The organism is Streptococcus sp. A11 (assembly GCF_043674225.1).
Taxonomy (GTDB): Bacteria; Bacillota; Bacilli; order Lactobacillales; family Streptococcaceae; genus Streptococcus; species Streptococcus suis_V.
The window spans coordinates 45,621-57,619 of record NZ_JBIMJS010000015.1; the positions used below are offsets into that span (position 1 = coordinate 45,621).

At 46.7% G+C, this 11,999-nt stretch carries 10 protein-coding genes; 9 read left to right on the top strand and 1 reads right to left on the bottom strand.

What is annotated here, in order from left to right:
* The first annotated feature begins 56 nt into the window (after positions 1-56).
* The 9 genes from pbp2a (at position 57) to ACHBIF_RS08950 (ending at position 11,853) form a co-directional block, all read left to right on the top strand.
* Positions 57-2,360 carry a penicillin-binding protein PBP2A gene (pbp2a, locus tag ACHBIF_RS08910; protein ID WP_394720009.1) on the top strand — a complete coding sequence of 768 codons (2,304 nt, stop codon included), beginning with the start codon at positions 57-59 and terminating at the stop codon, positions 2,358-2,360.
* A gap of 49 nt (positions 2,361-2,409) precedes the next feature.
* Positions 2,410-2,562 (top strand): 50S ribosomal protein L33, encoded by a 153-nt coding sequence (gene rpmG / locus ACHBIF_RS08915; RefSeq protein WP_002940258.1) that lies wholly within the window; start codon positions 2,410-2,412, stop codon positions 2,560-2,562.
* Positions 2,563-2,571: 9 nt separating this feature from the next.
* Positions 2,572-2,748 carry a preprotein translocase subunit SecE gene (gene secE / locus ACHBIF_RS08920; protein WP_105161231.1) on the top strand — a complete coding sequence of 59 codons (177 nt, stop codon included), beginning with the start codon at positions 2,572-2,574 and terminating at the stop codon, positions 2,746-2,748.
* A gap of 107 nt (positions 2,749-2,855) precedes the next feature.
* Positions 2,856-3,392: a transcription termination/antitermination protein NusG gene (nusG, locus tag ACHBIF_RS08925; RefSeq protein WP_105111755.1), complete on the top strand. Its 537-nt coding sequence runs from the start codon at positions 2,856-2,858 to the stop codon at positions 3,390-3,392.
* Positions 3,393-3,507: 115 nt separating this feature from the next.
* The gene (locus ACHBIF_RS08930; RefSeq protein WP_172095363.1) at positions 3,508-4,422 is read left to right on the top strand and encodes a metal ABC transporter solute-binding protein, Zn/Mn family; all 915 of its coding nucleotides are present in this window, start codon (positions 3,508-3,510) and stop codon (positions 4,420-4,422) included.
* 58 nt (positions 4,423-4,480) lie between these two features.
* Positions 4,481-7,636, top strand: a complete 3,156-nt coding sequence (locus ACHBIF_RS08935) for a pneumococcal-type histidine triad protein (protein ID WP_394720013.1) — start codon at positions 4,481-4,483, stop codon at positions 7,634-7,636.
* A 125-nt stretch (positions 7,637-7,761) separates the two neighbouring features.
* A complete protein-coding gene (rpoE, locus tag ACHBIF_RS08940; protein WP_105111758.1) occupies positions 7,762-8,346 on the top strand; it encodes a DNA-directed RNA polymerase subunit delta in 585 nt (194 codons plus the stop codon).
* Positions 8,347-8,498: 152 nt separating this feature from the next.
* Entirely contained in the window at positions 8,499-10,106 is a 1,608-nt protein-coding gene (locus ACHBIF_RS08945; protein WP_257104907.1) for a CTP synthase, read from the top strand.
* A 133-nt stretch (positions 10,107-10,239) separates the two neighbouring features.
* Entirely contained in the window at positions 10,240-11,853 is a 1,614-nt protein-coding gene (locus ACHBIF_RS08950) for an ATP-binding cassette domain-containing protein (protein ID WP_394720016.1), read from the top strand.
* Here ACHBIF_RS08950 and ACHBIF_RS08955 read toward each other — a convergent pair.
* Positions 11,824-11,999 (bottom strand): transposase (locus tag ACHBIF_RS08955; RefSeq protein WP_394720019.1); only part of this gene is annotated, 176 nt, incomplete at its 5' end. The genes ACHBIF_RS08950 and ACHBIF_RS08955 overlap by 30 nt on opposite strands.

Genomic DNA, 11,999 nt, shown 5'->3' on the forward strand with positions numbered 1-11,999 from the left:
GAAAAATTTGGGCCGATATAGTATAATAGTCCAAAACTAGAGAAAGAGGAGGGGGCATGGACAAGGACGATTTGCAGTTTGAGCCCATTGAAGTGCCAGAGGATTTCGAGTCTCTGGACCAGACCAAGGCCTATACTAGCGACCAATTTACAAGCGCAGAGTCTGACATGGGAGAAACGAAAAACATAGACCTACCAGGTTTAGAAAGTGGGAAGAAAACCAGATTTAGTCGTCGCTCAGCCCGAGGCAGTCGTGACAGGTCCGATAAACCTAAAAAGGAAAGTCGGATTCCAGAGCCTGCTCGCAAATTTTGGCGCCGTTACCAGCTGACTAAAATTCTGCTGATTATCCTGGGTGTTCTGATACTGACGGTGGGAGGCTATCTCTTCTTCCTTGCCAAGACCGCAAATGTTGGCGATTTGCAGGAGGCCCTCAAGGCCAAGACGGTTATCTATGACAAGGACGGTGTGGAAGCTGGTACCCTGTCGGGGCAGAAAGGAACCTATGTGGAGCTGGATGCCATTTCGGATAATCTGGAAAATGCCGTCATCGCTACGGAAGACAGGACTTTTTATGAAAATTCTGGTATCAACTACAAGCGGACTCTGCTGGCCTTCCTCACCTTGGGCCGGTTTGGCGGTGGTTCGACCATTACCCAGCAGTTGGCCAAAAATGCCTTCCTGACTCAGGACCAGACCATTAGCCGGAAGGCGAGGGAGTATTTCCTGGCCCTTGAAATCAATAAAAAATATAGCAAGCAGGAAATCCTGACCATGTACCTCAACAATGCCTATTTTGGCAACGGGGTCTGGGGGATTCAGGATGCTAGTCTCAAGTATTTTGGGGTTAATGCTAGCGATTTGAGTCTGGAGCAATCGGCTGTTTTAGCCGGCATGCTCAAGGGGCCTGAGATTTACAATCCTTATTATTCCATTGAAAATGCGACCAACCGCCGTAATACTATTTTGCAGGTCATGGTGGATGCCCAGTTTATTGATCAGGCAACTGCTGATGCAGGAATGCAGGTGGACGTGGGCAGTCAGCTCTACGATGCTTATGCGGGCAAGGCTAGCAACTATGCCTATCCCTCTTATTTTGATGCGGTTATTGCAGAGGCCATTGACCGATATGGATTGAAAGAAAGTGACATTATCAACAACGGCTACCGGATTTATACGGAGATGGACCAGACCTCTCAGGCTAATCTCCAGGTGATTTTTAATGATGAGAGTCTCTTCCCGCAGTCTGCCTATGATAGTTCTTATGCTCAGGGGGCAAGCGTGGCCCTGGATCCGTCTACAGGTGGCGTTCGAGCGCTGGTTGGGCGGGTTAATTCATCCGAAGATTATGCCTTCCGTAACTTCAATTTCGCGACCCAGGCCAAGAGAAGTCCGGGTTCGACCATCAAGCCCTTGGTTGCCTATGCTCCGGCAGTGTCGGCAGGCTGGGAAATTGATAAAGAGCTGGACAACCACACGACGACCTACGGGACCTATACCTTGCAGAATAATGACCTGTCTACATCGGAATCTATTCCCATGTACCAAGCCTTAGCCCTGTCTTACAATTTGCCTGTGGCATCCATTGTCGACACCTTGGGGATTGACAGCGCCTTTGAATACGGGAAAAAATTTGGCCTGAACATGAATAAGGTTGAAAAGGTACTGGGAGTGGCTATAGGATCTGGTGTGGAGACCAATGCCCTGCAAATGGCCCAGGCCTATGGCGCCTTTGCCAACCATGGGACCATGAAGGATGCTCATCTGATTAGCCGTATTGAAACGGCCAATGGCAAGGTCATCGTGAACCACCGTTCTCAGTCGACCAAGGTGATCGATAAGTCAGTGGCAGACAAGATGACCTCCATGATGCTGGGAACTTTTACCAACGGTACAGGGGTCAATGCGGATGTCTACGGCTACAATCTAGCCGGAAAGACGGGGACGACCGAGACCAACTTTGATGTCTCTCTTATCAATGACCAGTGGATTATCGCCTATACACCTGACTTGGTTATCAGCCAGTGGGTTGGTTTTGAAAAGACTGACGAGACCCACTATATCGATGCCAATAATTCCTGGAAGGCACCTGTGCTCTTCCAAACAGTTGCGGCCAATCTCTTGAGTCAGACCAGCGGGACACCATTTACAGTGGACAATGCTTACGCCATGAATGGCATTGTGCCTATCAATCAAGTGGAGACAGGACCGACAGAGCCGGTCATAAGCCCAGAGCAAATCCAGGAAATCAGTGACCGAGCAAGACAGCTTCTAGAAGAAACCAAGCAACAAATCATTGATGCCCAGCTACCTGAGCGAGCACGCACCCTCATAGACAATATAAGAAGTTGGTTTGAGTAGTTGTCAAATGAGCTAAAACATGATAAAATAAGGTTTATTGGAGGGCTATATGGCACTAAAAAAAGCAAGCCTAGCCTGTACAGTTTGTGGATCTCGTAACTATTCAATTTCCCTATCGAGCAATCCCAAGCCAACACGGTTAGAAGTAAATAAATTTTGTAAACACTGTGGTCAGTATACGGTCCACAAGGAAACTAGATAGGAGTAGCAGGTGAAATTCGTCGCAGATATTTTCCGTATTTTAAAAGACACTGCCTGGCCAACGCGCAAGCAGAGTTGGAAAGATTTCTTCTCAGTCGTAGAATACACAGCCTTCTTCGTGGTACTTGTGTATCTATTTGACCTCATTTTGTCCAAGGGCTTGATGAGCTTGATCAATCTTTTCTAGTAAAATACTTGCCATTTGTAAAATGGAAGTGGTATAATAAAGAAAAGCGAAAGCCTTCGGGCTTTTTTTAGCGTCTTCAATACAGCTTTCAAAAGAAAGGAACGACTATGTACGATAGTTTTGATAAAGGCTGGTTTGTTCTACAAACCTATTCAGGATACGAGAACAAGGTAAAAGAAAACCTTCTCCAACGTGCGCATACCTACAATATGTTAGAAAACATCTTGCGCGTGGAAATCCCAACCCAGACGGTTCAGGTAGAAAAGAACGGCGAGAAGAAAGAAGTGGAAGAAAACCGCTTCCCAGGTTATGTCTTGGTAGAGATGGTCATGACTGACGAGGCATGGTTCGTGGTTCGTAATACGCCAAACGTTACAGGTTTCGTGGGTTCTCACGGTAACCGTTCCAAACCAACTCCACTCTTGGAAGAAGAAATCCGCCAAATCCTGGTATCTATGGGACAAACAGTCCAAGGAGATATCGATGTCAAGGTGGGCGACACAGTCCGCATCATTGATGGTGCCTTCACAGACTACACTGGTAAAATCACTGAAATCGATAATAACAAGGTTAAGATGGTTATCTCCATGTTTGGTAATGATACCATTGCAGAAGTAAATTTGAGCCAGATTGCAGAATTATAATATCCATCAGACAGAACAGTCAACAACTGTTTTGTCTTTTTTATTAAAAATACTTGACCAGTTAACCATTTTTGTGTTATAGTTAACTGGTTAACGAAAAACAAGGAGAAATCTAATGAAGTGGATGAAATATCTCTTTTTATCACTCATGCTACTAGTCCTCTCGGCCTGTGGCCAGCAGAGCCAGTCTAGCCAAGTCCAATCTGGCCTGCGGATTGTGACTTCCTTTTACCCAATTTATTCACTGGTTAAGGAAATTTCTGGTGACTACAATGACATTCGTATGATTGGCTCTAGAAATGGGATTCATTCCTATGAGCCCTCGCCAGCAGATGTCAAGGGAATATACGACGCAGATGTCTTTATCTACCATTCTAAGATTTTGGAGTCCTGGGCCGGTCGCCTGGAGCCGAATGTGCAAGGTTCCAAGGTCAAGGTCCTGGAGGCCTCCAGTGGTTTAGAGCTACAGCGAGTTCCTGGTCTGGAGGATGTGGAGGTGACAGAGGGCATGGACGAGGCCAGTCTATACGACCCCCATACCTGGTTGGACCCAGTTCTGGTGGGGCAGGAGGCGGTCTTGATTGGTAATTTACTGGCTGAGGCAGACCCTTCGCGGGCTAGTTACTACAACGAAAATGCCAGCAAGCTCCAGCAGCAATACCAGAATTTGGCAGACAAGTACAAGCCTATCTTTGAAAAAACAAGATCCAAGACCTTCGTCACCCAGCACACAGCCTTTTCCTATACGGCTAAGCGCTACGGCCTCCAGCAACTGGGCATAGCTGGTGTGTCAGAGGAAGAGCCTAATCCACGACAATTGGCAGAAATCAAGGAATTTGTCGATACCTACGATGTCAAAACCATTTTTGTGGAAAAGGGCAAGTCAGACAAGCTGGCCCAGACCTTGAAGAGCTCCACAGGTGTTGACCTGAAAATCTTGGACCCGCTTGAGGCAGATCCAGAAAACAATCTAACCTATCTGGAAAATCTAGATGCCGTCTTAGACACCCTCGCCAAGGAATTACAGTAAAGGAGAAAACACGAAAAACAAGAAATTAGTTGGTTCAGTAGCCGCCCTGGTTCTGGGCATGAGCATTTGTAGCTACCAGCTGGGACGTTACCAAGCTACGGGAGACAGCAAGAACCGAGTAGCCTACATCGAAGACAGCCAGACAGAAAAGAGTATGCTGGCTGAACAGTTGACGCCAGAGGAAGTTTCTGCCAAGGAAAACATTGACGCCGAGCAGATTGTGGTCAAAATCACCGACCAGGGCTATGTGACTTCCCACGGTGACCATTTCCATTACTACAATGGCAAGGTGCCCTTCGACGCGATTTTCAGCGAAGAGCTGATTATGACCGACCCAGCCTATGTCCTCCAAGACAGCCACATTGTCAATGAAGTCCAGGATGGCTATGTGATTAAGGTGGATGGCCAATATTACCTCTATCTCAAAGATAAAAAGCAGCAGAAAAATGTGCGGACCAAGGAGGAAGTTCAGAGACAGAAAGGTGTATCCTCTTCGGACAAGACCTATCAGGAGGCTGGTGGCGGCCGGACAGCAGATGGTCGCTATAAGACCGATGACGGCTATGTCTTCAACCCTACTGATGTGATTGAGGACACGGGAGACGGCTTCATCGTGCCTCACGGTAGCCACTTCCATTTTATTCCTAAGAAGGACCTGTCTCCGTCCGAGTTACAGGCAGCCCAGGCCTATATTGACGGCAAGTCCTCAAACAAGGGTCAGTCGACCAAGGCCACTTACCCATCTCAGGGCCAGACTGGCTCGACCGCCCTTTCAAGCCACTCAGGTCAAGATTTGAACAGCCTCTTGGCCCAGCTGGATGCTACACCGCTCTCCCAGCGCCATGTAGAGGCCGACGGTCTGGTCTTTGACCCACGCATGATTAGTAAAAAGACCGCTGCCGGCGTCATCATCCCCCACGGCGACCACTATCATTTCATCCCTTACAGCCAGATGTCGCCACTGGAGGCTCGGATTGCTCGGATGATTGGGGAAAATAGCAGAGCAGGCTCAGGGTATACAGCAACCCAGCCTACGCGGACTGACTATCCGACAGGCACAACCCAGCCAGCCACACCAGCCAAGCCCCCTCATCAAGCCCAGCCAAGTCCTGCACCAAAACCAGGTCCTACTGATTCCCAAGCCACTAACCAGCCATTTGTTACCTATCTAGGTCGCCGCATCCCTGCCTACGGCAAGGGATTGGATGGCAAGGTCTATTTCACCAGCGACGGCTACACCTTCAGCAAGGCCAGCATCACATCTGTTGATGACCAGGGCTTGATTGGTAGCCACGGTGACCATTTCCACTATGTCGGCTTTGGCGAATTAGAAGACTTTGAAATCAAGCAAGTCGAAGAATGGGTTCGGGAAAAGCAAGGCTTGACAGGAAATACTAAGCCTGCTAATAACCCAGCCACTCCAAAACCAAGTCAGCCGACGGCGCCGACACTTCCAGTCCTGCCAAGCCAACCAGCTCTTCCTGAACAACCGACTCAACCAAGTCCAGTTGATACGAGCGTAAACAAACCAGTCTTTGATCCGCAAGCCGTGACTGGCAAGCAGCTTGAGGCAGGCAAGGTCTTCTACCAAGTTCAGCTGGACGGCAAAAGCTACCGTTACAGCCGAGATGAATTGGACCTGATGAAAATTTCCTTTGCAGAATTGCGCCTGATGGAACTGGACAAGGACTACCGCTTTGACACGGCTCCACAGGTTGCTGGAGATTTGGCACCAGCTATGCACGTCAGCATTGACAAGATTCCAATGAAGGGAGCCAACGCGACCTACGATACAGGCGAGTCCTTTGTCATTCCCCATATCGACCATATCCACATCCTGCCTTATAGCTGGCTGAGCAAGGAGCAGATCGCGACCATTCGTTACATTATGCAGCACCCAGAGGTTCGTCCTGCAGCTTGGACCACAGCAGGTCATGGCGATGATGTCATGGATCCAAATGCCCTGAAACCGATTGCCAATGCGACCGACCAGGCTCAGCGTACCGGCCTGAAAAACTGGCAGATTATCCACACGGCTGAGGAAGTGGCAGCAGCACGCGCCCAGGGCCGCTTTGCTACCAACGACGGCTATATCTTTACCCCAGAGGACGTCCTGGATCCGGCCAGCTTTATCTTCAGCGGCGCCTTCAGTCTGCCACGGGCGACTGGTGGTTCCCTCCGATCTATCACCAAAAAAGAGCTGTCAGACAAGGAGTTGGCGGCAGTCCAGGCTCTCTTGGACCAGCGTGATGCAGAAATACTGGCTAAAAATGTTACACCGATTGAAAAACGTGAAGGGTTGAAAAACTGGCAGATTGTTCACTCTGCAACAGAACTGGCTGAAGCTAAGTCTGCAGGGAAATACACAACAAAAGATGGCTATATTTTTGATCCAGCAGACCTATTAGATCCCAAAGTGAAAATAGGTACGGATAACTATCGCATCCCACGTGTGATTACAGATGGTTACCGTCGGATTAACAAGAGTGATTTGAATTACTTAAGCGAGCTAATCCCAGCAGAGGCTATGGTGGCTCAACGTGAGAAATCTAATTCTAGTTCACCGTCAACACCTGCACCAACTGAAACAGAAGCAAGTGCAGGCGAGACAACAACGCCAGAACAGCCGCAAGTTGCCAAAGAAACAGCAGAGGAAATCTATAACCGAGTTGAAGCGAAGAAAGTCGTTCCTTTCGAAGCACTGACCTACAATGCTGGCTATGCGACCGAAGTACGCAACGGGACTCTGGTAATTCCGCATCAAGATCACTATCACTATGTATCCTTTAAATGGTTTGACCAAGGTAGTGCAAGAAGTCCTGAAGGGTACAGTCTAGAAGATTTCCTAGCAACGGTTAAATACTACATGACTAATCCACAAGAACGCCCAGTTTCAGACGATGGCTGGGGAGTATTTACACCAAATACACCATCTGAATCGACAGAAGAAATAGAGACGGAAGAAAGTGATGAAGAAATTATTTCTGAGGAAACCGAGGAAATTGACGAGTTTACAGAAGAATTAAAACGAAGAGCAGAAGAGTTTGGCATGGACTTCAAAACCTTTGAACAAAGTCTGGTCACACTCTCAGACCGTTATAGAGTTTCTTTTGAAGCTTTCGAATATGATGCAGCAAGCAAAGTTGTTCGACTTGTAGATAAGGATGGGGTCAAACGGACCATCTCCCTTCCAAGTTTAGAAGAACAAGTATAGTAAACAAAATACCTGTAGCGCTGAGCTCTGCAGGTATTTTTTACAGAAAAACGATAAAGATTATCTTTGACTATTTGCTTTTTTTAGCGTAAAATAGAAAGGAAAGACGAAAAAGGAGAAAAGCCTTGGAACTTAACGTATTTGCAGGACAAGAAAAAAGCGAACTTTCCATGATTGAAGTAGCTCGTGCTATTTTGGAAGAACGTGGACGTGACAATGAAATGTATTTCAATGACTTGGTCAATGAAATTCAGAATTATTTAGAAAAATCAAACAGTGAGATTCGTGCAGCCTTGCCAACTTTCTATTCTGACTTGAATGTGGACGGTAGTTTCATTCCGCTAGGCGAAAACAAATGGGGTCTTCGTTCATGGTATGCCATCGATGAGATTGATGAGGAAGTTATTACTCTCGAAGAAGATGATGAAGATGCGCCAAAACGTAAGAAAAAACGTGTCAATGCCTTCATGGATGGTGATGAGGATGCTATCGATTATGGCAACGATGATCCAGAAGATGAAGATAGTTACGAAGACAAGCCTGGTTCAGAATACGATGATGAAAATCCAGATGATGAGAAGGATGAAGTAGAATCATACGACTCAGAAATCAATGAAATTATCCTCGATGATGAATTGACGGATGATGAAGAAGTTGATGTCGGTGAAGAAGATGACGACTATTCTGACGACGAGTCGACAGAAGACTAAGTTCAAGATTGACAAACGCATCGAATTGAGTTAGTATATTATCGGGCACCTCTTTTGAGGTCAGGGCTCTCTAGTTGATAGGGAGCTATTTTTGTTTTTTCTTCATGTTGCTTACCCCCTCCATGCGACATGAGCAGAGGAAAGGAGTTTGCATGACAAAATATATTTTTGTAACAGGTGGCGTCGTATCATCAATTGGTAAGGGGATTGTGGCAGCGAGTTTGGGTCGCCTCTTGAAAAACAGAGGATTGAAAGTTACGATTCAAAAATTTGATCCCTACATCAATATCGACCCAGGAACTATGAGCCCTTACCAACATGGGGAAGTGTTTGTAACAGATGATGGTGCAGAAACAGACTTGGATTTGGGACATTATGAGCGGTTTATTGACATCAATCTTAATAAATATTCCAACGTGACAACAGGGAAAATTTACAGCGAAGTCCTTCGGAAAGAACGCAAGGGAGAGTACCTAGGAGCAACCGTTCAGGTTATTCCACATATCACGGATGCTTTGAAGGATAAGATTAAACGCGCTGCTCGGACAACAGATGCCGATGTGATTATTACAGAAGTCGGTGGAACTGTCGGTGATATTGAAAGTCTGCCTTTCCTTGAGGCTCTGCGTCAGATGAAAGCAGACGTGGGCGCGGACAATGTCATGTATATTCACACGACGCTCTTGCCCTATCTCAAGGCGGCTGGGGAAATGAAAACCAAGCCGACCCAACATTCGGTCAAAGAATTGCGCGGATTGGGCATTCAGCCCAACATGTTGGTCATTCGTACAGAAGCGCCAGCCGGCCAAGGGATTAAAAATAAATTGGCCCAGTTCTGCGATGTGGCACCGGAGGCGGTTATTGAGTCACTCGATGTGGAGCATCTTTATCAAATTCCGCTCAATTTACAGGCCCAGAATATGGACCAGATTGTCTGCGACCATTTGAAATTGGATACACCGCCAGCAGACATGACAGACTGGTCTGCCATGGTTGACAAGGTATTGAACCTCAAGAAAACAGTTAAGATTGCCCTTGTTGGAAAATACGTCGAGCTCCAAGATGCCTACATTTCAGTTGTAGAAGCCTTGAAACACTCTGGCTATGCCAACGATGCTGCGATTGAGTTGGATTGGGTCAATGCCAACGACCTGACAGCAGAAAATGTAGCTGACCGACTTGGACAAGCCCAGGGAATCATCGTACCTGGTGGCTTTGGTCAACGCGGTACCGAAGGAAAAATTCAAGCCATTCGCTATGCGCGTGAGAATGATGTGCCTATGTTAGGCGTCTGCTTGGGCATGCAGTTGACCTGTGTGGAATTTGCTCGCCACGTTCTTGGATTAGATGGAGCCAATAGTTTTGAGTTGGATCCAGAAACCAAATACCCAATCATTGACATCATGCGTGATCAAATTGGCGTGGAAGACTTGGGCGGTACCCTCCGCCTTGGCCTCTATCCAAGCAAGCTCAAACGAGGCTCCAAGGCTGCTGCAGCCTATGACAACCAAGAAGTTGTCCAGCGTCGCCACCGCCACCGCTACGAGTTTAACAATGACTTCCGTCAGCAATTTGAAGAAGCTGGTTTTGTCTTCTCAGGTGTATCGCCAGACAACCGCTTGGTTGAGATTGTTGAAATTCCTGAGAACAAGTTCTTTGTGGCCTGTCAGTATCACCCAGAACTCCAATCTCGACCAAATCGTCCTGAAGGACTCTATACTGCCTTTGTCACAGCTGCAGTTGAGAATGAAAGCAAATAAGTATTGACAAGCGCATTTGAGTTGAGCACCCTTAGGATGCTCAACTTTTTGGAGCAAGGCTTGACGAATTGGTGGATTCTGTTAAGCTTTTTAATATGTGTAATGAGTGATCTAGGAAAAGGAGGGAGAAGGAGTGAGGGGTCTTCATTTTATCGCGACATTGGTGGCAATTAGCTTGGTAGCAGGATTAAACGTGCTCTTTAACTACCAATTAGCAGGAATAACCGATAGTCTAACTAGTGGGGATAAGACTGGTTTTATGGTACAGATTTGGCAGTTGCTTGCGATTTTATGCTTGATGCTGCTAGCAGAGTTTGTTCGTCAAGTCTGTAATCAGCAGTTTTTGAATAGGGTTGGCTACAAGATTCAGGCTACTCTAGTCAATCGTTTTTTGCAGGGGCCCAGCTTGCTCAAGCAATCAGAAGTAGCGGCAAGGGTTTCAGCTATTCATAATGATAGTGAGATGGTCAAGGAACTCTACTATGATACCCTGTTTTCCCTCTATCAAGGAGTGGTGTCCTTCTTGTTTGCCTGTCTGGCTCTCTTTGGTTTGGATAGCCAGGTATCCATAGCAATCCTGCTTTTGACCTTGGTACCGATTGGGCTACCCTACCTTTTTCAAAATAGTCGGCAAAGGGTTCAGGAGGCCATCTCGCGGGAGAAGGCTGTCTATCAGATTTTGCTCAATGACCTCCTTTCAGGTCTAGCCATTATCAAAAATGCCGATCGTAGCCAGTATTTTTCTGACAAGACAAATGATCAATATAAACGAATCTATCAACTGGAAGACCGGAGGGCTTTTCTGTCAGCCTTGTTGAATGTCCTATCTGGTTTGTTCTTCTATCTATTGACGGTTCTGATTCTCTTTTTGGGAGGTCAAAGGATTTTGGCAGGTCAAATGACAGTAGGAGCCTTGGTGGCAATTTATAGTATTTCTTTAGAATTGACCATGCCGATTAGTTTGATTGCATCGTCTATCGCAGATATGGCTTCTGTTCGTGATCTACGTGAGCAGCTCTTAAAACAGGAATCAGCTCCGCCTTTTTCCAAAAAAATCAAAGACCCATTCATCTCTCTTCAGGTGCGCAATCTTTCTTTTTCTATAGAGGGAACTCCCCTGTTTTCGGGGTTGAGTCAAAACTTTGAGCCTGGGAAGAAGTATCTGATTCAGGGAGAGAGCGGCGTAGGTAAATCGACCTTAGCTTACCTCCTGATGGGACAAATGGGTCAGGGTGATGAAGGGGTCTATCTGAATGGACAGCCTTTGAAGGAAGTGGGAGAAGAGGTGGTTCAAGCTAATCTTGCCTTTTTGCCACAAAAAGTGAAACTTTTCCATGCCAGCATCTGGGAGAATATTAGTTTGGGAAGGGATATTGACGAGTTGGAGGTTCTTACTTGGTTGCAGTTGGTAGGCTTGGGACAACGTTTTGCAAGTCGTCAGCAGTTGGAAAGTGAGCTATTTGATGCAGAATCAACTCTTTCAGGTGGGCAACAACAACGCTTGGCCTTGGTGCGGACCCTCTTGCTCCACAAACCTGTCTTGCTCCTAGATGAATCCCTTTCAGGTTTAGATGTTCAGACTTTTGCCATGGTGGAAAAAGCCCTGCTTGACTTGGAGAGGACAACGGTCATTCATATTAGTCATCGTTCATATCATGAGGCAGACTATGATCAGATAGTGGTGCTGGAGAGAAGAAAGGCAAATTTCAATTCCGAGTTAGCCACCTATAAGAAATTCTCTCGGTGACTTGTAGCCCAAACATTTTTGGGGATAGTTATTGATCCAATTTTCGATAAAAGCGACTTCTTTCGGGGACGTTTTTGTGGTTCCTTTCGGCAACCACCGTCGGATAAGCCTATTGTGATTCTCGTTCGTGCCTCTCTCCCAAGAGG

Coding starts and splice junctions, on each gene's coding strand:
- pbp2a (WP_394720009.1), top strand. CDS start 57: ATGGACAAGGACGATTTGCAGTTTGAGCCCATTGAAGTGCCAGAGGAT.
- ACHBIF_RS08945 (WP_257104907.1), top strand. CDS start 8,499: ATGACAAAATATATTTTTGTAACAGGTGGCGTCGTATCATCAATTGGT.
- ACHBIF_RS08935 (WP_394720013.1), top strand. CDS start 4,481: ATGAGCATTTGTAGCTACCAGCTGGGACGTTACCAAGCTACGGGAGAC.
- ACHBIF_RS08930 (WP_172095363.1), top strand. CDS start 3,508: ATGAAGTGGATGAAATATCTCTTTTTATCACTCATGCTACTAGTCCTC.
- nusG (WP_105111755.1), top strand. CDS start 2,856: ATGTACGATAGTTTTGATAAAGGCTGGTTTGTTCTACAAACCTATTCA.
- rpmG (WP_002940258.1), top strand. CDS start 2,410: ATGGCACTAAAAAAAGCAAGCCTAGCCTGTACAGTTTGTGGATCTCGT.